At 43.6% G+C, this 25352-nt stretch carries 18 protein-coding genes, 1 tRNA gene and 1 pseudogene; 11 read left to right on the top strand and 9 right to left on the bottom strand.

Features of this window, described 5'->3' with window-relative positions; translation table 11 throughout:
- Positions 1–72: 72 nt before the first annotated feature.
- A complete protein-coding gene (locus AC5JMF_RS11850; protein WP_495795913.1) occupies positions 73–1893 on the bottom strand; it encodes a hypothetical protein in 1821 nt (606 codons plus the stop codon).
- Between the two features lie 705 nt (positions 1894–2598).
- On the opposite strand from AC5JMF_RS11850, the gene psaA reads away from it, so the two are divergent.
- From psaA to AC5JMF_RS11865, 3 genes are all read left to right on the top strand, one after another.
- A complete protein-coding gene (gene psaA, locus AC5JMF_RS11855; protein WP_495795914.1) occupies positions 2599–4857 on the top strand; it encodes a photosystem I core protein PsaA in 2259 nt (752 codons plus the stop codon).
- Positions 4858–4979: 122 nt separating this feature from the next.
- On the top strand, positions 4980–7205 hold the full coding sequence (gene psaB / locus AC5JMF_RS11860; RefSeq protein ID WP_495795915.1) for a photosystem I core protein PsaB: 2226 nt from the start codon (positions 4980–4982) through the stop codon (positions 7203–7205).
- 154 nt (positions 7206–7359) lie between these two features.
- Positions 7360–7830 (top strand): REP-associated tyrosine transposase, encoded by a 471-nt coding sequence (locus AC5JMF_RS11865; protein ID WP_495795916.1) that lies wholly within the window; start codon positions 7360–7362, stop codon positions 7828–7830.
- Positions 7831–8115: 285 nt separating this feature from the next.
- On the opposite strand, the gene AC5JMF_RS11870 is transcribed toward AC5JMF_RS11865, so the two are convergent.
- Positions 8116–8436 carry a hypothetical protein gene (locus tag AC5JMF_RS11870; protein WP_495795917.1) on the bottom strand — a complete coding sequence of 107 codons (321 nt, stop codon included), beginning with the start codon at positions 8434–8436 and terminating at the stop codon, positions 8116–8118.
- A gap of 310 nt (positions 8437–8746) precedes the next feature.
- Between AC5JMF_RS11870 and AC5JMF_RS11875 the strand changes: the two genes are divergently transcribed.
- Positions 8747–9649 (top strand): DNA-methyltransferase, encoded by a 903-nt coding sequence (locus tag AC5JMF_RS11875; protein ID WP_495795918.1) that lies wholly within the window; start codon positions 8747–8749, stop codon positions 9647–9649.
- A 48-nt stretch (positions 9650–9697) separates the two neighbouring features.
- Here the strand turns inward: AC5JMF_RS11875 and AC5JMF_RS11880 are convergent, their stop codons facing one another.
- Positions 9698–9892 (bottom strand): hypothetical protein, encoded by a 195-nt coding sequence (locus AC5JMF_RS11880; RefSeq protein WP_495795919.1) that lies wholly within the window; start codon positions 9890–9892, stop codon positions 9698–9700.
- A gap of 474 nt (positions 9893–10366) precedes the next feature.
- Positions 10367–10579 carry a helix-turn-helix domain-containing protein gene (locus AC5JMF_RS11885; protein ID WP_495795920.1) on the bottom strand — a complete coding sequence of 71 codons (213 nt, stop codon included), beginning with the start codon at positions 10577–10579 and terminating at the stop codon, positions 10367–10369.
- A 399-nt stretch (positions 10580–10978) separates the two neighbouring features.
- Between AC5JMF_RS11885 and AC5JMF_RS11890 the strand changes: the two genes are divergently transcribed.
- The 4 genes from AC5JMF_RS11890 to AC5JMF_RS11905 all read left to right on the top strand — a co-directional run bounded on the left by AC5JMF_RS11890 (position 10979) and on the right by AC5JMF_RS11905 (position 14961).
- Positions 10979–12049, top strand: a complete 1071-nt coding sequence (locus AC5JMF_RS11890; RefSeq protein ID WP_495795921.1) for an SGNH/GDSL hydrolase family protein — start codon at positions 10979–10981, stop codon at positions 12047–12049.
- Between the two features lie 180 nt (positions 12050–12229).
- Positions 12230–13990 carry a ShlB/FhaC/HecB family hemolysin secretion/activation protein gene (locus AC5JMF_RS11895; protein WP_495795922.1) on the top strand — a complete coding sequence of 587 codons (1761 nt, stop codon included), beginning with the start codon at positions 12230–12232 and terminating at the stop codon, positions 13988–13990.
- Positions 13991–14085: 95 nt separating this feature from the next.
- Entirely contained in the window at positions 14086–14322 is a 237-nt protein-coding gene (gene sipA, locus AC5JMF_RS11900) for a regulatory protein SipA (protein ID WP_495795923.1), read from the top strand.
- An 84-nt stretch (positions 14323–14406) separates the two neighbouring features.
- The gene (locus tag AC5JMF_RS11905) at positions 14407–14961 is read left to right on the top strand and encodes a peroxiredoxin (RefSeq protein WP_495795924.1); all 555 of its coding nucleotides are present in this window, start codon (positions 14407–14409) and stop codon (positions 14959–14961) included.
- 335 nt (positions 14962–15296) lie between these two features.
- Here the strand turns inward: AC5JMF_RS11905 and argC are convergent, their stop codons facing one another.
- From argC to AC5JMF_RS11925, 4 genes are all read right to left on the bottom strand, one after another.
- Entirely contained in the window at positions 15297–16268 is a 972-nt protein-coding gene (gene argC / locus AC5JMF_RS11910; protein ID WP_495795925.1) for an N-acetyl-gamma-glutamyl-phosphate reductase, read from the bottom strand.
- Between the two features lie 209 nt (positions 16269–16477).
- Positions 16478–16549: transfer RNA gene (locus AC5JMF_RS11915), tRNA-Gly, on the bottom strand.
- A 134-nt stretch (positions 16550–16683) separates the two neighbouring features.
- Positions 16684–19845, bottom strand: coding sequence for an efflux RND transporter permease subunit (locus tag AC5JMF_RS11920; protein ID WP_495795926.1), 3162 nt, complete (start codon positions 19843–19845; stop codon positions 16684–16686).
- Positions 19846–20138: 293 nt separating this feature from the next.
- Complete coding sequence (locus AC5JMF_RS11925; protein WP_495795927.1) at positions 20139–21653, bottom strand: efflux RND transporter periplasmic adaptor subunit; 1515 nt, start codon at positions 21651–21653, stop codon at positions 20139–20141.
- Between the two features lie 657 nt (positions 21654–22310).
- On the opposite strand from AC5JMF_RS11925, the gene AC5JMF_RS11930 reads away from it, so the two are divergent.
- The 3 genes from AC5JMF_RS11930 (at position 22311) to AC5JMF_RS11940 (ending at position 25162) form a co-directional block, all read left to right on the top strand.
- Positions 22311–23186: an Npun_R2479 family HD domain-containing metalloprotein gene (locus AC5JMF_RS11930; RefSeq protein ID WP_495795928.1), complete on the top strand. Its 876-nt coding sequence runs from the start codon at positions 22311–22313 to the stop codon at positions 23184–23186.
- Between the two features lie 52 nt (positions 23187–23238).
- A complete protein-coding gene (locus AC5JMF_RS11935; RefSeq protein ID WP_495795929.1) occupies positions 23239–24357 on the top strand; it encodes an ABC transporter permease in 1119 nt (372 codons plus the stop codon).
- Positions 24358–24424: 67 nt separating this feature from the next.
- Positions 24425–25162 (top strand): TonB family protein, encoded by a 738-nt coding sequence (locus AC5JMF_RS11940; protein WP_495795930.1) that lies wholly within the window; start codon positions 24425–24427, stop codon positions 25160–25162.
- Positions 25163–25164: 2 nt separating this feature from the next.
- On the opposite strand, the pseudogene AC5JMF_RS11945 reads toward AC5JMF_RS11940, so the two are convergent.
- Positions 25165–25352 (bottom strand): annotated as a pseudogene (locus tag AC5JMF_RS11945) (hypothetical protein); the annotation flags it as partial.

Here is a 25352-nt window from a genome sequence, read left to right on the forward strand (position 1 = left end):
AGTTGACGCGATAAATCACACAACTCAAGCATGAAAATATTTCTTCCCCCATTCACCATTCCCTATTCCCTTTCATTTCACAATCACGGGTTTCTGTTGTTGAGGTTGTGCTGTATTTTCTAACTCTGGGGGTGCAGGAGACTCAATAATCTCTGGTAATGTTGGAGATACAACGGGTGATAGTTCTGGCGTGGGGCGGGGACGGCGTTGGAAAAATCCCCAAAATTTAGGTTTTTCTGGAATCGGCGTTGATTCAGGTGCTTTAGATACCTCTGGCTTTGCTTCTGGAGTAATTTCTACGGTTTCCCCTTGCTCCTTACTCCCTGTTTCCTGCTTATTAGTAACCTCTGGTTTTGGTTCTGGAGTAATTTCTACTGATGGTGTAGTTGATTGCGGTACAGGAGGTTCAATAACTTCTGTTGGTGTAGGAGATAAACTAGGACTTGGCTGACGCTGAAAAAATTTGCCAAATTTCTTCTTTTCTGGCTGAATTATCTGTATTTCTGGTAATTCACTTTTCTGAGGTGCAGGTGTGATTTCTGGTTGTTCAATTACCTGTTTTTCTGGTAATTCACTCTTTTGAGGTGTAGGTGTTATCTCTGGTAGCGGCGGAGTTAGTTGTGGTATGGGTGACTCAATAACCTCTGGCAATGTGGGAGGTAAGCTAGGGGATGGCTGAACACTAGGACGAGAGCGACGGTTGAAAAATCCCCCAAATCTTGGTTTTTCAGGCTCAGGGGTTTCTTTTTTGGGTAACTCAGTTGCTTGAGGTTGAGGCGTTACCTCTAGTTGTGGTGTTTCAGTTGGCTGTATTTGAGGTACTTCTGGGACTTCAGTTTCTGGCGTGGGCTGTTTTTCTTCTACCTCTGGTTCTGGAGTTATTTCCACACTAGGCGTGGGCGTGGGTTGAATAACTGATGGTTTGACAGTATAACTTTGCCCCACAATGCCACGCACTTGATTCGCTTTCAGTTCTCCTCTGACAATTTTCGCTAGAGTGTCTTTACCTTTGGGTTGGTAGTTAATCAATCTAACTGTTGTGTTGAAGTCATTTTTTACAGGATTGCCTTGATTATCCAGAAATTCTAGTTTCATCCAGTTTTTACCACGTTGGAAGCCCTTAAGGTAAACTGCTTGCCAGCGGTCAAAAATGAAGCTTTCACCATTGATTGTGCAACGGATGCGCCAATCACTAATTTTATCGTCTGCATTTTCTTGAGCAACAAGATGCAGAGGAGCATTAGTTAAGTAAAAGTCCAGTAAAATTGGTTCCGCTCCATAGTTGCCTTGAGGATGGCTGTAAGTTAGTAAGGGTAAGCTGGGATCAGGATTATTGTCGTCAGTTTTAGTAAACACATGAAACGTTGCCTGAGCATAAGCACCTTCATTCTTAAAACTTTCATGCCAAGGGCGAGAAGCAAAAACACGTAGAGTGTGAGTCCCTGGAGTCAAGTCTGACAAAACTAGGGGTTGATTCAGGTCATACACAGGTATATAAGGCTGATTATCCAGAATTACATTGAGATGAGGCCCTAGTTCTAATTTTGGATCTATAAATATTGGTAAATCTTTAACTTGTAAGCTGACTGTAACTTTATCGTCTTGCAAAACTTCATCAGGTTGTGGCGTAATAATTGCCACCTGTGGTTGATAAACTTCCAAACTTGGGCGCAGTTCTTGGATAACAGTTGGTGGAGGAACTTCCGAAAATTGCTTAGAAACTTGCGAAACTTGTGAAGTGCTTTCTCCTTGACCATAAGATACTTCTTGACTACCAGCCTTCTCGCCACAACTGGCTAAAGTTAAGACTAATACTAAGGTTATTACCCACCTGAAAAACAGTGATCTTCCAGGGGGAAGTTTCGCTGACACCCGTTTCTGACACAATTTCATGCTATCCACCCAGTATCTCAGGATTATTTTGCCTCAAACCGCCCATAGGGAACTATAGCCCAAAAGGGGGATTGGGGACTGGGGATTGGGGATTGGGGACTGGGAATTACGCCTGATGTGAATCAAAAACGCCTCTTATTCTACAAGGGTTTTGAGATTCGCCCAAAATCATTGTTTTGGCACTACCTACCAATTGACAAAAGTTTCAAAACTTAATTCATACCAAACATGAATTGGGAATTGGGGATTGGAGGCGTTAATTATCATTTGTCCTTTGTCATTGGTTATATTCTCCTCATCCCCCTCATCCCCCTCATCTCCCTCATCTCCCTCATCCCCAGCCCCCAGTCCCCAGTCCCCAATCCCCAGCCCCCAGTCCCCAATCCCCAGCCCCCAGTCCCCAATCCCCAGCCCCCAAAACCATAATTTTTACGAATTGTTATTCTTTGTAAATTAAATAGAGAATCTATTGACTTTTTGGACATTAGCTTGACTTCAAAAGCAGAACAGACAAATATTTCAGGGATTTTGAATTATTGTTAAAATGTCTCCAACAATGTACAAGTGAAGACTCTATAATTCAACAGAAACAACTCTCCACACAGGGTCTTCCATCGCGGCTCCGGTAACACTACTGGATCAAGCGAGAACGGTTCTCTTTGTGGTATTCATGATTCCTCATTCCTTATCAAGAGAGGAGGTCGAATGACAATAAGTCCTCCGGAGCGAGAGGAAAAAAAGGCACGAGTGATTGTTGATAATGACCCAGTACCTACCTCATTTGAGAGATGGGCACAACCAGGTCACTTCGACAGATCTTTAGCCAGAGGTCCAAAAACCACCACATGGATTTGGAACCTACATGCCCTCGCCCATGATTTTGATACACATACCAGCGATTTAGAAGACATATCCCGCAAGATATTCGCAGCACACTTCGGCCACTTGGCTGTGGTGACAATCTGGTTGAGCGGGATGATATTCCACGGCGCGAAGTTCTCCAACTATGAAGCTTGGCTAACCGACCCGTTGAACGTGAAGCCAAGTGCCCAGGTTGTTTGGCCCATTGTGGGACAAGACATCTTAAACGGTGATGTTGGCGGTGGTTTCCACGGTATTCAAATCACCTCAGGTTTGTTCCAAGTATGGCGTGGTTGGGGTATCACCAACTCATTCCAGCTTTACTGCACCGCCATAGGCGGCTTGGTGTTAGCAGGCTTGTTTCTGTTTGCTGGCTGGTTCCACTACCATAAGCGCGCTCCCAAACTGGAATGGTTCCAGAATGTAGAGTCGATGCTGAATCACCACCTGCAAGTGTTGCTAGGTTGTGGTTCTTTGGGATGGGCTGGTCACTTGATTCATGTGTCTGCACCAACTAACAAGCTTTTGGACGCAGGTGTTGCTCTCAAGGACATCCCCTTGCCCCATGAGTTCATCTTGAACAAAGACTTGTTAACCGAGCTGTATCCTAGCTTTGCTGCTGGCATAACACCATTCTTCACCTTGAATTGGGGTCAGTATGCTGACTTTTTGACCTTCAAGGGCGGTCTAAACCCAGTAACGGGCGGCTTGTGGATGACAGATATCTCTCATCACCACTTGGCGATCGCAGTCCTGTTTATCATCGCTGGACACCAATATCGCACCAACTGGGGCATTGGTCACAGCATTAAAGAGATCCTCGAAAACCACAAAGGCCCCTTCACCGGCGAAGGTCACAAGGGTCTCTACGAAAACATGACCACCTCTTGGCACGCTCAATTAGGCACCAACTTAGCCTTCTTGGGTTCGCTAACCATCATCATCGCGCACCATATGTACGCGATGCCCCCGTACCCATATTTGGCAACTGATTACGCTACACAGTTGTGCATATTCACTCACCACATGTGGATCGGCGGTTTCTTGATTGTAGGTGGAGCGGCTCACGCAGCGATCTTCATGGTGCGAGATTACGATCCAGTCCTGAACCAAAACAACGTACTGGATCGGGTGATTCGTCACCGGGATGCGATTATTTCTCACCTCAACTGGGTGTGTATTTTCCTTGGCTTCCACAGCTTCGGTCTATACATTCACAACGACACCATGCGTGCCTTGGGCCGTCCCCAAGACATGTTCTCTGATACAGCAATTCAGTTGCAGCCAGTGTTTGCTCAGTGGGTACAAAACATCCACACCCTAGCACCTGGCGGTACTGCTCCCAACGCCCTAGAGCCTGTAAGCTATGCTTTTGGCGGCGGGATCTTGGCTGTAGGCGGGAAAGTGGCGATGATGCCCATTGCCTTGGGTACAGCCGACTTCTTGGTTCACCACATCCACGCCTTCACCATTCACGTCACCGTCTTGATTCTGCTCAAGGGTGTACTGTTTGCCCGTAGCTCTCGTCTAATTCCAGACAAAGCAAACCTGGGCTTCCGTTTCCCTTGCGACGGCCCCGGTCGTGGCGGTACCTGTCAAGTGTCTGGTTGGGATCACATATTCCTCGGACTCTTCTGGATGTATAACTCCATATCAATTGTAATTTTCCACTTTAGCTGGAAAATGCAATCCGATGTTTGGGGAACGGTAGACGCAGCCGGAAATGTGTCTCACATCACTGGTGGTAACTTTGCCCAAAGTGCCATCACAATCAATGGCTGGTTGCGTGACTTCTTGTGGGCGCAAGCTTCACAGGTCATCAACTCCTACGGAAGTGCGCTTTCTGCCTATGGTCTAATGTTCCTGGGCGCTCACTTTGTCTGGGCATTCAGCTTAATGTTCCTGTTCAGCGGTCGCGGCTACTGGCAAGAACTAATTGAGTCCATCGTTTGGGCACATAATAAACTGAAGGTAGCACCAGCAATTCAGCCTCGCGCTCTGAGCATTACTCAGGGTAGAGCTGTAGGTGTAGCTCACTACCTCTTAGGAGGGATTGCCACCACTTGGGCATTCTTCCACGCACACATACTTTCAGTAGGGTAGCAATCAGTGATACGGAGTTCTGAGTGATGAGTACTGGGTAAAAACTCAAAGCTCAACACTCAAAACTCAGAACTCTCAAGACTGATACTTGATGGCTAAAGGTCAGAGGATTTATTAAACCTATGGCAACAAAATTTCCAAAATTTAGCCAGGATCTTGCACAGGATCCGACCACTCGTCGGATATGGTATGCGATCGCTACAGGCAACGACTTTGAAAGCCATGATGGCATGACGGAAGAAAATCTTTACCAAAAGATTTTCGCAACTCACTTCGGTCACTTGGCAATCATCTTCCTGTGGGCTTCCAGCCTCCTGTTCCACGTAGCCTGGCAAGGTAACTTTGAACAGTGGATCAAAGATCCCCTGCATGTCCGTCCCATCGCCCACGCGATTTGGGATCCCCACTTCGGTAAACCAGCAATTGAAGCGTTTACCCAAGCTGGCGCTAGCAATCCAGTAAATATCACCTACTCTGGTATTTACCACTGGTGGTACACCATCGGGATGCGGACAAATAGCGAACTGTACAACGGTGCAATCTTCCTGTTGATCTTTGCATCAGTGTTCTTGTTTGCTGGCTGGTTACACTTGCAACCCAAGTTCCGCCCTAGCCTCGCTTGGTTTAAGAATGCTGAATCTCGCTTGAACCACCACTTGGCAGGTTTGTTTGGCGTTAGCTCTTTGGCTTGGGCAGGTCACTTAATTCACGTTGCGATCCCCGAATCTCGCGGACAGCACGTTGGTTGGGATAACTTCCTTTCCACACTGCCCCACCCAGCAGGCTTGACACCCTTCTTTACAGGTAACTGGGCTGTTTACGCACAAAACCCTGACACAGCAGGTCACGTTTTTGGCACATCTCAAGGTTCAGGGACAGCGATTCTCACCTTTTTAGGTGGTTTCCATCCCCAGACAGAAGCTTTGTGGTTGACTGACATCGCTCACCACCACTTAGGGATTGCTGTGCTATTCATCGTTGCCGGTCACATGTACCGCACCAACTTTGGCATTGGTCACAGCATCAAAGAGATGATGAATGCCAAAACCTTCTTTGGCAAGCCCGTTGAAGGCCCGTTCAACATGCCTCACCAAGGCATTTACGACACCTACAACAACTCTCTCCACTTCCAATTAGGTTGGCACCTAGCTTGTTTGGGTGTAGTTACCTCATGGGTGGCGCAGCACATGTACTCTATGCCTTCCTATGCGTTCATCGCTAAGGACTACACAACCCAGGCAGCTTTGTACACGCACCACCAATACATCGCCATCTTTTTGATGGTTGGCGCTTTTGCTCACGGCGCTATCTTCTGGGTACGTGATTACGACCCCGAACAAAACAAAGGCAACGTACTTGAGCGCGTACTGAAGCACAAAGAAGCGATTATCTCCCACCTCAGCTGGGTATCCCTTTTCTTGGGCTTCCACACCCTCGGTTTGTACGTTCACAACGACGTAGTAGTTGCTTTTGGTACTCCAGAAAAGCAAATCCTGATTGAGCCAGTATTTGCTCAGTTCGTCCAAGCCGCTAATGGTAAAGTGCTGTACGGATTGGATGTGCTATTGTCTAACCCAGACAGTGTTGCTTACACAGCTTATCCTAACTACGCTAACGTTTGGTTACCTGGCTGGTTAGATGCAATTAATGCTGGTACTAACTCCCTGTTCTTAACAATTGGCCCTGGCGACTTCTTGGTACACCATGCGATCGCCTTGGGTCTGCATACCACCACCTTGATTCTTGTTAAAGGTGCTTTGGATGCGCGTGGTTCCAAACTGATGCCCGATAAAAAGGACTTCGGTTACGCCTTCCCTTGCGACGGCCCCGGTCGTGGCGGTACTTGCGATATTTCCGCTTGGGACTCTTTCTACTTAGCTCTGTTCTGGGCATTGAATACAGTAGGTTGGTTAACCTTCTACTGGCACTGGAAACATCTAGGTATTTGGCAAGGTAACGTCGCTCAGTTTAACGAAAACTCTACATACCTCATGGGCTGGTTCCGTGATTATCTCTGGGCTAACTCAGCTCAGTTAATTAACGGCTATAACCCTTACGGCGTGAATAACCTGTCTGTCTGGGCTTGGATGTTCCTCTTTGGACACCTAGTTTGGGCTACCGGCTTCATGTTCCTCATCTCCTGGAGAGGTTATTGGCAAGAGTTGATCGAAACCCTAGTTTGGGCACACGAGCGCACTCCTCTAGCTAACCTAGTTCGCTGGAAAGACAAGCCCGTTGCTCTATCTATCGTTCAAGCTCGTGTAGTTGGTCTAGCTCACTTCACCGTTGGCTACGTCCTCACCTACGCCGCCTTCTTGATTGCCTCCACTGCTGGTAAGTTCGGTTGATATGGCTACTAGTTTTGTAGGTAAGTAATAAAATCCCCTGCCGTAAGGTAGGGGATTTTTTATAAATTTTGGATGCAGAAGATGGGAAAAATAAAGAAAGGGGCGGGCAAGATGCCCACCCCACAATAATATTACAAATAATTTTATCTTCTGAATGCAAGAAACAAATTTGAGAATTTTTCAGAGAAGATTGCCTCATTGGGAGTTAGATGGGGCAGTTTATTTCATTACCTTTAATACTTGGGAAAAGTTAGAACTTAGCCTAGAAGCTAGAAAAATAGTTTTTAATTCCTGTTTGTTTTTTAATAAAAACAGATATCAAATACTTGTCTTTGTAGTTATGATAAACCATGTGCATATGCTCATTCAACCATTACTCAAGTTTGAAAATGAGTTTTGGTCATTGAGTAGTATTATGAAAAGTATTAAAGGTTATAGTGCTAAGCAAATTCCTCAAGTGATAAAACATATAGGAACAGTTTGGCAAGATGAAAGGTACGACCGAATTGTTAGAAATGACCAAGAGTTTCAACAATATTGGGAATATATCAGACAAAATCCTGTAAAAGCAGGGCTTTCATCAAGCCCAGAAGATTACCCTTTCTTCTGGCAAACGTCAAAATAACCTCAATTATTGTATTCTTTCTTGTGGGGTGGGCATCTTGCCCGCCCTTTTACTTTAATCCCATGTAGGATAAAATCAATTTTTTACCTGTGTACTATTAGAAGCATAGTTAATTTTATAAACAGACAACTTCTCTTTCTCTTGCAATTTTTTATTTATATTTTCACTTAGATGATAATTATTGATTTGAGTTAGAATTCCTGAATCATTTAAAAGATATTCAGCTATTTCTTTAAGGGTATTTACCCATTCAACCCATATAAATATTTTTTCCTGTAATTCATCTCAGGTAATTTCAGCTTCTGTACTTCCTAATTTTTCAACAAGTAATCCTGCACCACCAGCAATGACTGCATCTACTAAAAATCTACCAGGAATAAATAAACTGGCTACTGTTCCTAAAAATGGCAATGCTCCCATTGCTGCATTTTTAATTTTTTCAAATCCTAATTCTGATTCAATCGATTGTTGAGTATCGTTTAATTTTGCTAAAATATTATTCAGTTTTAATATTTCATTTTTAATTTGATTGTCATTTCCAATATTAAGGTTGAGTTCATCAATAATATTTGGCAAGTCACTAAGCAGCCTTTCCAAATCAGCCATTAAATTATCCTTTTATTTTGGCTAAGATTAGAGTAAATATAATGTGCGATTTATTGCTGATCACTTACTTAGTAATAATGGCTGAATAAACTACTAAAATGACAAGCTAAATTTACAAATCTTAATAAAAAAGTTTTTATGGTATGCACAAGAGCGATCGCACAACCTTAGTACCAGGCAGGTTGAAAAATTTTGTCTGATGTAGTAAGTGATCAACCCCTAAAAATCCTTAAAGCTTGCCTTACAGTTGCAAACGAAATGCAGATGCTAATCCGGCATCCGCAATAATAATTTCCTCACCTTTTAAAAATTGAACAAAAAACAAGTAAAGTTACAAATAGAAGCATTTTTGCAACCTTATTATAATCAAAATAACGGAGCAATATATTTAGGTGATAGTCTCAAACTGATTAAATTAATTGATAGCAACAGTATTAATTTAATCCTAACTTCACCTCCATTTGCTCTAACTAGAAAAAAAGCATACGGTAATGAAAGCGCCGAAAAATATATCGAGTGGTTTTTACCTTTTGCTGAGGAATTTAAAAGAGTCTTGACAGATAACGGTTCATTTGTTCTAGATTTAGGCGGTGCTTACCTTCCTGGTAATCCTGTACGCAGTATTTATCAATATGAACTGTTAGTTAGATTATGTAAAGAAGTCGGCTTTTTTCTCGCTCAAGAATTCTATCATTACAATCCATCTCGATTACCTACCCCTGCTGAGTGGGTGACAATCAGGCGAATTCGTGTAAAAGATTCGGTAAATGTAGTTTGGTGGTTATCTAAAACACCAAACCCTAAAGCAGACAATAGAAAAGTTTTAAAGCCTTATAGCCAAAGTATGAAGCAATTGCTTAAAAATGGCTATAAGGCGAAAGTACGTCCTAGTGGACATGATATTTCTGATAAATTTCAAAAAGATAACCAGGGTGCAATTCCGCCAAACTTACTAGAAATTGCCAACACAGAGTCTAACAGTGCATATTTACGTCGCTGTCAAGCAGCAGGAATTAAACCTCATCCAGCACGTTTTCCTCAAGGGTTTGCTGAGTTTTTTATCAAATTTTTAACTGATGAAGGAGATATAGTATTAGATCCATTTGCAGGTTCTAATACCACTGGATTTGTTGCCGAAAATTTGCAACGCCAATGGATATCTTTTGAAATTAATGAGGATTACGTTAAGGGAAGTTGTTATCGATTTGGTTAATAGTCAAAAGTCAATTTTACTTTTGACTTTCAAGTTTTGTCAGCAAATTCATATTTCACCACTTACCTGCATCTGGTGAACTTGATTTGCTAACTCTTGGCGGCTTTCATCATCTAACTTATCAATCGCTAACATTCCCATGAGAATAACCTCTTTCAGAGTTAAACGCGTAGAATGTGCCTGTTTTTGCACAATCTCCTTAATAACTGGACTGACACCAATCGCTGTACTAGCTCTAGCCACAAAATAATCAAGAGATACTAATGACTTAGCCTAAATATTAGCACTTCCAAACAGGTTCTTCTAGATAAATACAACTTGACATAAATGTGCTTAAACATACAGTTACTTATTTAAACATAGATTTTCAACTATGTACCTTAAGGAAATAGTTTTGATATTAAAACTATGTCTGTATCTTTGTATTTTCTGACACAATAGATCCAAGTTAATAAATTATTTCATGAGTCGCTTTGCGCGATTTATGCCTTTTTTCACGAAAAAATTAAAGATTCAAAGCTTCACCCTTTGTGGGCGAAATAATATTTGTTTCCAAAGGTAGGTAGAAACCCCAACGCCACTTGCTACAACGGGGGAACCCCAGCGCAGTGACTCATCCTTGTGGGGGGCTGATTTTTCCCTGTTCCCTTTCATTAGCTATACTTGCTGATTCATGGCATGAGGTCGTATTATGTATGTGTTTTGAACAGTGTTCGCCTATTCCTCAACAATTTCTACCAAATCTTCAATCATCACATCAAAAGTACGCGCTAACTTGTGAATAGCAGTGAAATCAACTGTTGTCATTCCCGAACGGCGGGCATAGCTTCTTACTGTACTGTAAATTACTCCAGAACGGTCAGAAACTTCCTTGAGCGTCCATCCTTTTTCTTGTGCTAGTTCTCGGATTTTTAATCTGACTAATCCCATGCTTGACACAATGATGCGATCGCATCCCTTAATTAGAAGATGAGAATATCACAAAGCGATCGCCCCTCACCTCTGCAACATAAGGGCAATCACCACAAAACTTTGAAATTGATAAACATTTACTATGTTAGCAATATTCAAGGTAAAAAGTCCCCAAGTTTAAGGCTGATGTCAATCAGTATTTAGAGTAAAAATATCCTGACAAATAATACTTATTTGCTATCCGTAAACACAAGCTTTAAAGAGATTGTGAATTGTCAAATATAATCTTGTGAACCCGCTTTACAGAACTACACAGAGTAAATGAGAATAAGAACTTAACCATAGTAAATTTTTTCCTGAATACAGCCAGCAAATGCTGTCATAGGGAAAAGCAGTGATTAGAGGAGAGGCAAAACGATGAGGTACCATTATCTGTTGGCAGCAGGCTTGTTAACAGGATTGGCAATACCAGCATCGGCTCTTCCGCAGCTGTCGATTATCTTGCCAGAAAATTCTAGATATCTGTGGAATTCCAGACGAGATTCGCAGCCACCAATCAGCCAAAAAATTGTTCCTCGCTTCAATATCTTCTTTCCCAAGTTGAGCAGTCAGGCAGTGCAACCCTCAGAAGGTTCGCAGCCAAAACCAGATCCCAAAAACGTCCCCAGCGCTGACACCACTTCACCACAATACAGCCATCAGGGAGCGCCAGAACTAACCGAGTCGTCACTTAACCCCAGCACCCAACCGGTCAATCTTCCTTTGATCTCTGGCTATCAACTTTATTACCAAAGATTGGCAGCCCTAAAAACAGGCCAAAGTTATACACGTACCGATGGTGAGGCACAATCGTTAACGGAGTCAGCCAAAAAACCGCAACTCACCTATGAAGATTGGAAAAGTTTATTAGCTTTAGAAGCCAAAGCGATTACCCAAGGCCAAGGTAAAAATCATTTAAGCATTCTGGTTGGTGATTCTTTAAGCATGTGGTTCCCCAGAGAAAAACTACCTGCTGGGAAATTATGGCTCAATCAGGGGATATCGGGAGACACTTCCAACGGCGTTTTCAAAAGACTAGGGGCATTTTCCGCAACGCGACCAGACGCTATTTACGTGATGGCTGGAATTAACGACATCCGCAAAGGTGCGAGCGACCAAGCCATTGCGCGTAATCACCGCCGGATTCTTCGCAACCTCCGGCAAACTCATCCCAAAGCTCAGATAATTCTGCAATCAATCTTACCTACTCGCCTACCAACAATCTCTAATAGCCGGATTCGTCACCTCAATACACAATTAGCTCTGATTGCTAAACAAGAAGGAGCTAATTATCTCAACATCCACAATTGGTTTATAGATTTTCAAGGCAATTTGCGTTTAGAGTTGACCACAGATGGATTACATCTGTCTCAAGAAGGATATGATGTTTGGCTTTCTGCGATTGAGCAAATAGAACGCAATCTTGCTCAACAAACCCCTTCGGGGTAGGGAACAGTAAATCTTAAGTAGGGTGTGTTATGGCTTTAGCCTAACGCACTGTGTTATCTAAATTTGCGCGATCGCCATTATTAAAGACAAGTCTAAAAAACAGGCCACACTATTTGGTATTGTTAATCTGATACTGCCAAATCTCAACTCTCATGGCTACATAGCATTGACCTACTGATCATGTTCGATAAATATCTGATCAAGCTGGCAGCGTCTTGGTTACAGCTGAGCGTATTTGTCATGCTTAGCTGCACAAATTCTCGACCCCTCAAAGCACAAACTCCAAACTCTACCTTTGCTCAACAATTTCCGCCGCCGCAGGATGTCCAGCCACCGCAGCCTTCGCCATCACCTTCACCCCAACTACCACAGCCACTTCCCCCACCAGCAGAACTATTACCACCCTCTATTCCCAGTTCTACACCTGAAGAATCATTACCTGGTAAGGTTCCGCAAACCATCATTGTAGAAAGGTTTGAAGTTATCGGTAGTACAGTCTTCTCTCCAGCAGAGTTAACCCAAGCTACAGCTGAATTTACCAAACGACCCATAACACTTGCCCAAGTATATCAAGCTCGCTCTAAAATTACTGAACTATATATTAATAATGGTTACATTACTTCTGGTGCTTACATTCCACTTCAGACTATTCAGTCAGGTGTTGTCAAAATTCAAGTACTGGAAGGAAAATTAGAAGACATCCAAATTACAGGCACTCAGCGACTCAACTCTAATTATGTGCGTAGCCGCCTAGAAATCGCCACATCACCACCTCTCAATCGCCAACGTCTGTTAGAGTCACTCCAACTTCTACAACTCAATCCTTTGATCAAAAATTTGTCCGCTGAACTCTCAGCGGGATCGCGTCCTGGTGCAAGTGTGCTACAAGTGGCTGTGAACGAAGCCAACACCTTTAACGCGCAAGTAGTTTTGGATAACGGGCGATCGCCTAGTGTTGGCAGTTTCCGCCGCCGATTACAATTAAATGAAGCCAACTTTCTCGGACTAGGGGATGGTCTGAGTTTAGGCTATACCAACACCGACGGTAGCAATTCCTTCGATGTTGGTTACACATTGCCTCTCAACCCTCGCAATGGCACACTCAGCTTTAACTATGGCACCACATCCAGCAATGTCATTGAAGAGCCTTTCAATATCTTAGATATCGAGTCATCGTCTCGTTATTATGAATTGACATTTCGCCAACCCGTAATCCAAACTCCGACACAAGAATTTGTCTTGGGTTTGACAGCCTCCCGTCGGGAAAGTGAAGCCACTTACATTAACTTTGAGCGCATAGCTTTCCCCTCATTAGGCGCTGATGAACAGGGACGCACCAAAGTATCCGCGCTACGATTTTTTCAAGAATGGACATCCCGCAGTAGCCGCGAAGTCATCGCCCTACGTTCCCAATTTAACCTGGGTCTGGGTGCATTCGATGCCACAATTAATAAAAATGCTCCAGATAGTCGATTTTTCTCTTGGCAAGGACAAGCCCAATGGGCACGCCTCATAGCTCCTGCAACCTTACTTTTAATGCGTGTAAATACGCAATTAACAACTACAGAAATTGTGCCTTTAGAGCAATTTGGTATTGGGGGACAGGATAGTGTTCGGGGTTATCGTCAAGATTTTAACCTCACAGATAATGGCACTTTCGCCTCTGCTGAGGTGCAAGTACCAATTCTCCGCCTACCCGAAACAGATGGCATATTACAGATAGTCCCCTTTGCCGATTTCGGTATAGGCTGGAACAGTTCAAATCGAGAAAATCTCAAATTTAATACCATCGCCTCCGTTGGTTTGGGTTTACGCTGGACACAAGGCGATCGCTTTACCGTTCGTCTTGATTGGGGTATCCCCTTAGTACCCATCGATTCCAAAGGCACAACATGGCAAGAAAATGGATTGTACTTTTATTTACTTTACAATCCTTTGTAGTGTAATTCGTAATTCGTAATTCGTAATTATTTCTTGCTTCCCCAGCCTCCCCTGCTCCTCCAGCTTTTTACTCCCTCATTCCCCAATCTCTCAAAATGTCAAAAGAATTCGCTATTGGTAGTAAAGTCCGTGTTGTGATGCTACCACCCTACGTTAAAACTGCTGAACCTATGCCCATGCTGCGCCCTCCCGATGTAATTCGGCTTGGTGAAGAAGGTATAGTTATTGACCGTCGTCCCGGCGGATATTGGGGAATTCGGTTTGCTAAAGGAGCCTTTCTTTTAGATAGCCAATACATCGAAAGTATAGATACACCAACCGAATCTCTGTAGAGACGCTTCAAAAGTGCGTTCCTACAACTAATTAGTCACAAAGAATTGTAAACTTATGTTAAATTTACGGTTCTGGTTTGCACAATGATTTCCCGTCGTACTTTTTTAAACATATTATTTGTCAGTTGTTTTGCTATCCTTGGTTGGTTGAATTTTACTCCTACTGCTGATGCTCTTGGGGGTAAACTCCCAGCGATGAATCAACCTGCGCCAGAGTTTACTTTGTCAACCAACACAGGCGATGGCAAAATTTCCCTCTCTGACTTGCGTGGTAAGTGGGTAGTTCTGTATTTTTATCCCAAAGATTTTACCGCCGGTTGTACTATCGAAGCCCGTCGTTTTCAGCAAGACTTACCTAAGTATGTAGAAAAAGATGCTCAAATAATTGGTGTGAGTGCTGATGATATTGATTCTCACGCCAAGTTTTGTGATTCAGAAGGGTTAAAATTTCCACTGTTGGCTGATACTGATGGTTCGGTGAGTAAAGCTTACGGTTCTTGGATTGGTTTTGTATCTATGCGTCACAGCTTCATCATTGATCCCCAAGGTGTTTTGCGTGAGACTTTTGTAAAAGTCAACCCCAATATTCACAGTACAGAGGTACTGGCAAGATTAGAACAGTTGCAGTCTGCTTCTTAAGGGGATGCACTTCGACTTCGCTCAGTCATATCATGTCGGTTTAAAGACTTATGATTTGGCTGACGCGGAGATAGGGAGACGCGGTGAGACAGCGAGTAAAGGAGGGTTTCCCTCCGCAGGCGATTGCGTTAGCGCAGCGTAAAGCCTGCGGCATAACTTCGCTTAGAGCGAGCTTGCGAGCGTCACCCGAAGGGGGACAAGGGAGAAATTTTTATGATAAGTGATTAGCCGGACATGATATCACCGGGGGATGAGGGAGGCAGAAGGAGAAACACCCAATCCCCAATCCCCAATCTCTAATCCCCAGTCCCCAATCCCCAATCCCTAGACAAATGCTACAGTCCTAATTCTTCTGGAAAACCCAGCATAATGTTGAGGTTTTGTACAGCGGCTCCTGATGCGCCTTTACCCAGGTTGTCGAGTTGAGCGACTAGCAGCGCTTCGTGGGTGGTGTCGTTGGCGAATACGCAAACTTGAACAAGATTGGTGCCGTTGACTGTCATCGCGTCTAGGAAGGTTCCATCTCGCAGCACACTGGGATATTTGAAGGGAGCAACTTGCACAAATTTTTCACCTTGATAATAGTCAGCGATCGCACTATAGATTACCTCACCTGATGGCGGATTATCTAATGTCCACAGGGGTAAAGGAATTTGTACTAACATTCCTTGTTCAAAATCCCCTACTGCTGGTACGAAAAGCGGTGGTGATGTTAAACCGGAATACTGATGCATCTCTTTGACGTGCTTATGTCCAAACTGTAAGCCGTAAATGCCGTAAGGATGCAGCGATGTTACTTCTGTTTGCTGTTGGTGGAAGCGATCGTATTTTTGGATGAGAGCTTTACCACCACCAGAGTAACCGGAGACTGCATTCACAGTAACAGGAAAGTTTTGAGGTAGGAGATCTTTGGCCATTAAGGGCAGTATGGAAATTAAAAAACCTGTAGGATAACAGCCGGGATTGCTAACAAATTGGGCACTAGCAATTTTCTCTCGCTGCCCTGGATGCATTTCAGGTAAGCCATATACCCAGCCTTGAGCTGTTCGATAAGCAGTACTAGCATCGAGGATTTTCACTTTGGTACTGCTGACTAAGCTGACGGCTTCACGGGCAGCGTCATCAGGTAAGCAGAGAATTACCAAGTCAACAGCATTGATCAGTTTTGCTCGCTCAGTTGTATCTTTACGCTTGGATGGATCAATTTGAACTAATTCAATGTCATCACGTTGGTTTAGTCGTGAGTAAATTTGTAAACCTGTAGTTCCTGATTCCCCATCAATGAAAATCTTAGGTTTGGTAGTCATGCGCTCAGCATCCTTGTCTTCAACATTAAATGGTCTGTTTCTGGGGACTGGGGATTGGGGACTGGGAAAACATTTTGAAATGTGGGAGGGTTTAAAGCCTCAGACATGCTTCGGCAACGCACTTCGACTACGCTCAGTACAAACTCTGTTACCATAATTTTGCCGCTGCTTACCTAATCTCCAGTCCCCAGTCCCTTAAAAGTGCTAAAAGCGGGTGATGGGACTCGAACCCACGACATCGACCTTGGGAAGGTAGCGTTCTACCACTGAACTACACCCGCAAATTATGGCTTTACATTATATCACAATTTATCGTTCCAAAATCTTTCTCCGTGTCTCCCTGTCTCCGCGTCCCCGCGTCGCTCAAAACGCAAAATATTAAAAACCTACATTTGCCCCTTGCCCCCAGTTTCTTCTACGAAGCGGGTTTTTCGTCGGTAGATGGCAGACTGATATCAGCAGAGTGGTGGGATGGTTTCTTAGCCAAGCCATAACTTAGCATATCTACGAGCCAGTGTTGGAAGTTATCAATATAACTAAAGATGACTGGTACTACTAGTAGGGTCAAGAGGGTGGAGGTTGTGAAACCACCCATAATCACAATTCCCATTGGTTGACGAACTTCGGAACCGGCACCTATTCCCAATGCTAGAGGGAAGGTGCCAGCGATTGTTGCTAAGGAAGTCATGATGATGGGACGTAGGCGGGAAACACCAGCTTCTATCAATGCCTGACGTTGGGTTTTACCTTCCTGCATGTTGATGATGGTATAGTCAACCAACAAAATTGAGTTTTTGGTGACAATCCCTAAGAGCAATACAATACCGATGAGGGCATAAAGTCCTAAAGGTTTTTGAGCAACCATTAAAGCTATGAGTGCGCCACCCAAACAAAAAGGTAAGGCTGCCATGATTGATAACGGATGTAGGAAGTTATTGTAAAGCAACACTAGAATTGCATAGATACACATGATTGCTAATCCCAGTGCAGCACCAAAGCGACTGAAAATATCCTGCATAATTTTGGCACTGCCAGAAGGTTGCTGTACTACTCCCGGTGGCAAGTTTTGAATTGCAGGTGATTTGTTAACGGCTTGTAGCGCCTCTCCCAAAGAGATACCCTGTAAGTTAGCTTCTACAGCAACTTGACGGGCGCGATCATAACGGTTGATGGTAGCGGGGCCACTGCCAAAACGGATGTCTGCAACTGCTATCAGGGGAATCAAGCTACCATTTTGACTGGGGACTTGCAGATTCCTGATGGTGTTGATGTCAGTACGGGCTTGGGGATCGATTTGCACGCGTATCGGGATTTGCCGATCGCTTAAATTATATTTGGCTAAGTTGGCGTCATTGTCACCAATAGTAGCTAATGAAGCAGTTCGCGCGATCGCTTGCACTGTGACACTCAAATCTGCTGCCCGTTGGGGGTTGGGAATAACCAAGATTTCTGGTTTAACTAAACTGGCAGTGGAAGCAACTTCTACCAACCCAGGTATAGCCCACATCTGTTTTTCTAGGGCATCGGCAGTTTGAGTCAAAGCTTGGGGATTTTCACTCCTCAGCACAATCGATAAACTCTTGCGGCTGTCGCCTGGTGATTGACTCTGAAAACTGATTCTCGCCCCTGGGATTTGTGCTAACAAGGGACGTACTTGTTCTTGAAACTGTTGTTGAGATATTCGTGATTTTTTGGGTTGGAGATTGACTGCAAGAGTCGCAGAGTTGATTTCTTCAGTGGCAAACACACTCGCAACTGCTGGGTTTTGTTGGAGAATATCAGTTGCTTGTGTCACTACCTTGTTGACGTCTGCCAAGGTGGAACCAGGGGGTACTTCAATAGAAACGTTAGAAATACCAAAGTCACCATCATCAATTAAACCCTTGGGAATTAAGGGAACCAACATCAAACTGGTGAGGAAAAAAGCGATCGCAATTGCTATTGTGGTTAATCGATGACGTAACGCCCATTGGAGGAGAGATTTATATGGTTGCCAGCGAGACCGCCGAAATTTAGCATATTCAATATTGGTTTTGAGACTGAGGACTTTTTTTAATCTTGTCGTTGCCGCGATCGCGCTAGGCTGGCGATACTCTTTATCCTTGAGGAGATACGCACCCATCATCGGCGTAATCATTCGCGCGACGAGAGTAGAAAAAATTGTGGAAACCGCAACAGTCACGCCGAATGGTTGGAAAAATTGCCCAGGGACACCACCCATAAAAGCAACGGGGAGAAACACCGCAATAATCGTGGCTGCACTGGCAATCACAGCTAATCCCACTTCGTCAGAAGAGTCAAAAGCCGCCTTCCTCGCTGACTTCCCCATGGCCATGTGCCGTTCCATGTTTTCGATTTCCACAACGGCATCATCTACCAAGTTACCCACCGCCAACGCTAATGCCAGTAAAGTCATATTGTTAAGGGTATAACCCAGTGCTTGCTGGACTGCAAAGGTAGGAATCATCGATAGAGGTAATGCCACAGCAGTAATTAATGTCGCTCGCCAGTCTCGTAAAAATAGTAGAATCACAATCACTGCCAACACTGAAGCTTGAATCAATTCATCAATAGTGCTGGCATAAGTTTGACGGACAATATTCGCTCTAGTAAAAATTAAATCCAGCTTGACATCTGGAGGGAGTGTTTTTTGCAGTTTTTGCACTGCGGTTTTAACTCCTTCTTCCACCGTCACTAAAACACTGCCTGTACTCCGCAACACCTGAAAAGCTACCACAGGTTTATTATTCATCCGGGCAGCTTGGCGGATATCAGCAAACTTATCCTCTACAGTTCCCAAGCTAGCTAAGGGCACAGAACCGCCTTTAGGGAGGAGGATTTCGTAAGTTTGCAACATATCTACACTCGTAGCACTGCCAAGGGTGCGGATACTTTGTTCACTACCGCCAACTTCAGCGCGTCCCCCAGGCAAGTTAATATTTAAAGCGCGGATTTGATCGTTGACTTGAGTAGCAGTAATACCCAGAGATTGTAAGCGGTCTGGTTCAAGATTGATGCGAATTTCCCTGTTTACTCCACCCACACGCTTAATTTGCGCTACACCGGGAACAGCTAATAAAGCCCGACTAATAGTTTGGTCTACAAGATTGCTTAACTCTTCTACAGAACGGCGGTCAGATTTTACAGCATATGTAATTACCGCACCACCAGCAAAATCTAGACGTTGGACAATGGGATCATTAATATCTTGGGGTAAGTTTTGGCGAATTTGCGCGATCGCATTGCGGACATCATTTGTAGCGCGATCGCTATTAGTTCCTAAAATAAAATTAATTGTAGTTTTGGAACTGCCATCAGTTACCGTTGAAACCATATTATCAATATTACCTAACCCAGCAACAGCATCCTCAATTTTTTTAGTAACTTGAGATTCCAACTCTGCCGGCCCCGCCCCTGGTTGAGTCACAGTTACCGTAACCGCTGGTACATCAATATTGGGGTTGGTATCGATTCCTAAAGACATAAAAGAAAACCAACCAACCACCGTCAAAATTAAAAACAAAACTATGGCAGGAACAGGTTTTTTAATCGACCAAGCCGAGATGTTGAAAGACATTGTTTAATTCGTAATTCGTAATTGTGAATGGGGAGTAGGGAGTAGCTCTTATGGGTAGGTTTTTTAGATTTCGCGTTGCGTTTTGGTTGACGCGGAGACGCGGGGACAGGGGGACGCGGAGAAAGATTTCGGAACGGAAAAATAGGCTTTTTCAGACTGAATATGAAAAACCTACCCTTGAAAGGTAGGGAGTGGGGAGTAGGGAGTGGGGAGTGGGAAATTGGGAATTGTCATTTGTCATTAGTCATTAATTATTCTCCGCGTCCCCGCGTCCCCACGTCCCCGCGTCCCCCTCATCTTTGCGTCTCCGCGTCCCCCTCATCCCCCCACCCTCCACCCACTCGCACTTTGTCGCCATCTTTGAGATAACCTGCACCGCTAACTACTACACGTAAACCTGTAGCGATTGGCTGCAATCCACTTTTGATTTCTACTCTGTCGCTATCAACAGGTTCACCTACTTCTATTTTCTGGGCACGGACAATATCTTCATCAGATAGGATGAATACAATTCTGCTGCCATCTGGTTGGTATTGCACTGCTTTTTGTGGTACCGTTATGCCCATTGCTGTATTAGTGGTAATGGCAGCACGGGCAAACATTCCTGGCTTGAGTGGGGTTGTTGATGGTAAGTCAATTTTGACTGTTGCTTCACGCCTTTGGTCATTTACCAACGGTTGTATATCTCTGACTCGCCCCTGCAAGCGCACCCGACTATCAACATCAGAGGTAATTTGCACAGATGCACCAAGTTTTACCTGTGGTAATTGCATTTCCGGTACTTCGGCTTGCAGTTCTAGTTTGCTATCTCGAATAATCGAAAATAACTTTTGTGTACCACCAACGACATTCCCAACCTGAGTTTGGGGCGGTATACCAGTCACATCACCAACTCTTGCGAGTTTCTCGGCAATCACTCCAGCAACCGGTGCGCGGACTATAGTTTGTTGCAGTTGCATTTGCAGCTGCTGCACTTTGGCTACACTACTGCGGACATCTGCTTTGGCTTTATTAATCGCGGCTTTGGCATTGTTGATATTTGCTTGAGCGCTAGTCACATTCGCCTTGGCACTACGGACATTTTCTTGGGCTAGTTTCACTGCTTCTGTGGCAGTTTTGACTGTGTATTCACGAGTATCAAGTTCTTGTTGAGTAATTGCCCCCGCAGTCGCCAGTTTTTGATAACGCTGAAAATTCTTTTGTGCTTCTTCTAGTTTGGCTTTGGCTTGGGCTAAATCTGCTTGTTTTTGCTGGACGATCGCTTGATTTGATGTGACTGTTGCCTGCTTGGATGCCAAATCCGCTTGCTTGGATTCCACATCTGCTTGTTTGGATTCTACATCTGCCTTGGCTTGGCTAATTTGGGCTTGCAATACCGAATCATCCAATACTGCTAGCACTTGATCTTGCTTAACAAATACTCCCTCTTTGATGTCATTGGGGATTTTTTTGATTTGTAAGCCGTTGGTTTGCGGTAAAACTGGAATCAAATCTCGTGCTGTAACAGTTCCTGTACTATTGAGGGTACGAGTCACACGGGCAGTTTCCACGGCGGCAACAGTTACTGTCATCATTGGTGTAATATTTTTAGCCGACTTATTGGCAACTGCACTTTCCTGGCGAGTGGAATGATGACTTAATATACCCATGCCGCTAAAAGCGATCGCTATTCCCAAACCAGCACCCAACATCAATGGTTTTAACCAAGGAGTAGTTTGCCTTTTATTTGTCTTTACTTGTTGAAAGCTACTATCTTCATCTATCAAAGCTTCTTTGACATCGACTTCTAAAAAACTCTCATCACCCACAGACACACCTCCACTTACTCGCTATCAAACTATAGGACTCTTGTACACTTCTAACTTCCTTCTTTCCTGTTCCCCGTTCTCAAATGACGATGATTTCTCGATTGATAACCGTACCTTACTAAAAAATGGTATGTAAAATTACAAAAACTATATTATTGTTCAGAATCTTTACTAGGGTAAATTATACTTAATCTTTGCCTGAAATAATGTATTTTTTATACATGTTGCTTGTATCTTTGTTGACTCTCTCTAAGTAATACACCCAATGTATTTAGAACAATGTCAACTAACAGTAAAAGTGAAAAACTGAACAAAACAATGCACATCTATATCCAACTACAGTAAAGCTCCTTAACTTCTCTTGTCATACTAGCTTTAGATTCGACTTCCGCTCTCCGTAATTATTCTGAAGCTAATCAGATTTAAGAAAGTCATAACCTACGTTGTGCAATCTTAAGTACACAGATAGCTAGCATCCAACCCTATGCCTGAGTTAAAAAAGAGTAACCTGCACTGCCAAAATTCAAGCTGCGCTTCTAGCGCACAAAGGTACAACTCAAAATTTAAAATTAAAGACATTTCTCAGTCGAAGACGTTGCCGCAGGCAAAAACCCTTAAATTTACCATAATAATTACTATCTACCTGAGTAACCAGATATGTTCAATGCCACTGAAATTTTAATAGATGCCTTTGTCAAGCAAATTCGAGATGGCTATCGTCGTACCTACGGCTGCCTAAAACATGACTATCAAGACATCATTGCTTGGGCTGGTAACATGGCTTTAGAAAACATTGCCAACAGCGACGCCTTATATCACAATGTCGAACACTCTGTTTTAGTCACCCTAGTTGGGCAAGAAATTTTACGTGGCAAACACATCAGAGAAGGTGGTGTTTCCAGCGAAGACTGGCTGCATTTTATTATTTCTTTAGTATGTCATGATATCGGCTACGTCAAAGGAGTTTGTCGACAAGACCGAGAAACAGAAGACCTTTATGCTACAGGTAAAAATGACAGAATGATTTCCTTACCTCCTGGTGCTTCTGATGCCAGCCTGACACCGTATCATGTTGATAGAGCCAAACTATTTATTGATGAGCGTTTTGGCGGTCACAAGTTAATAGACTCTGAAGTCATCAAAAGCAATATTGAATTAACTCGCTTTCCCGTACCAACAGCAGAAGATCATCAAGAAACAAAGTGCTTTGCAGGTTTGGTGAGGGCTGCCGATTTAATCGGGCAACTCAGTGACCCACGCTACTTAAAAAAAATCACTTCTTTATTCTATGAGTTTGAAGAAACTGGAATGAATAAAGTTTTGGGATATCAAACCCCCGCCGATTTACGCAATAACTACGCCAAATTTTACTGGAATGGAGTCTACCCATACATCACAGATGGACTGCATTACCTCTCTCTTACACAGCAAGGCAAACAAATTCTCGCCAATCTTTACTCAAATGTGTTTGTTGTGGAACACGAAAAACAACAATCAGAACAGCGTTATTTAATTGAGCAATTACATGCTTAGATATAATTCAGTCAACAGTACAAGTAACTGATAACTGAATAACTGATAAACTATGACCTGGTGGCAACGACTTAAGAAAAATCCTTTAGCGCAGTTTGGCATAATTGTGCTGACAGTATTTTATGTGGCAGTAATTGCGGCTGATTTTATCGCCCCTTACAACCCTTTAGAACGACAGCCTGGTGGTTCACTACTGCCACCAACTCAAATACATTGGATTTCTCAATCAGGAAAATTAACCTGGCCTTATATTTATCCCACGACTCAGGGAGACACAAACCTAGAAACAGGCGATCGCCAAATAGTAGTAGACTACACTAAACCCTCACCTTTACGTTTGTTTGTCTCTGGCTCAGAATATCGCTTATTCCGGCTAAGTTTGCCACTACCCCCCAAATGGAATGAAGTCACAATTATTCCTGGTATCCCCTTAAATTGGCACTTATTTAGCACGACAAATGGAGTAAGATTTAACCTATTGGGTACTGATGACCAAGCCCGCGACCAATTCACTCGCCTGCTGCATGGTGGTCGCATAAGTATGTTTATCGGGATTTTTGGCATTATCATTACCTATCCCCTTGGTCTATTGGTAGGCGGAATTTCTGGTTATTTCGGTGGCATGATTGATACCACCATTATGCGCTTGGCAGAAGTGCTAATGATTTTCCCTAGCATCTATTTATTAGTTACCTTGGCGGCAGTATTATCAGAGTATAAGTTAAGCAATACTCAGCGCTTTGTGCTGATTATCGTCATTACTTCAGTGATTAGCTGGGCTGGTTTAGCACGCGTCATTCGTGGACAAGTACTCTCAATTAAAGAACGAGAATTTGTGCAAGCAGCACAAGCAATGGGTGGAAATCCCATTTATATTATCATCCGCCACGTTTTACCCCAAACTGCCACTTATATAGTTATCTCTGCCACTTTGGCAATACCCAGCTTTATTGCTGCGGAAGCAATACTTAGTCTTATTGGTTTGGGAATTCAACAACCAGACCCCTCATGGGGTAATATGCTTTCTTTGGCAACCAATGCTTCGATTTTGGTACTGCAACCTTGGCTAATTTGGCCACCAGCAACACTAATTATTCTCACAGTCCTAGCATTTAATTTACTTGGTGACGGACTCAGAGATGCTCTCGACCCCCGCAGTTTACGCAGATAAGTTGGTGAACATAGGTACAATATTACTTAACTAGCAACTTGCACTGTATAGTTAGGTGGCATCAACTATGAGCTTTTCTAGTATTGCTGTCAGTTGTATTGTGGCTTACAGTATGATTGGTTCACCAATTTTGCATACTGCAACAGCGTTATCAGATACAGGCAATTTTTTGACTCAAGCGCCAAAAACAACTAAAAAACCTGAGCAAGTTAAACAACTTAAACCAAATCCAATAAATTCTTCCCCACCCCAGACTGGAGAATCTCCCAATCAAAAATTGATTCAGTGTTTGAGAAGAAACAGAAATTCTCAAACAAGCCAGAGTAACATCAGTGGTTCCGACTCTATAGTTAGTCCCAATTCAGGAACTGGCACTGGTACTGGCAATAGCAATAGAACCGCAAACCCAACAGCAACACCGCCAAAAATTAACACCTCTAATCATAGTCGTGCAGTTTGCCGCAATTGCAATACCCAGTATCCAGCATCAGCAAGGCGACGAGGCATAGAGGGGAGAGTAGAAATAGCCGTTGATACTGATGCACAGGGTAATGTAATCAATACCCGCATTGTTCGTTCTAGCGGAAACAGCGACTTGGATGCAGAAACTTTAAGACAAGCGCAAAACTGGAAATTCAAACCCGTATCGAATGGTATACAAGGACTTAGTATCGGCACCGATTACACCATAGCAGGTTCATGTCGTCACCGAGAATTACAGGAATATAGACGCCGCCGCCGTTCTCAAGTAGAGACACACCATGGTGCGTCTCTACTGCGCGTCTTTGCTTCAAACCACAGATAAAATTAAGCGGTTTGAACACCTTCACTTGATGCTTGTTGTGCCACAGCCTTCAAGCGAGTTGCTGTGCTTCTGCGGATACGTTCACTTTTGCGAACACCACCTGCCATCTCATACTCACGGCTATCTTTGCCGTATTTAAGGGTCTTGGCAACTTTTGGTGATCTAGGTTGGGGTAAGGCAGAAGGCAGAG

This window comes from Desmonostoc vinosum, from assembly GCF_059505385.1.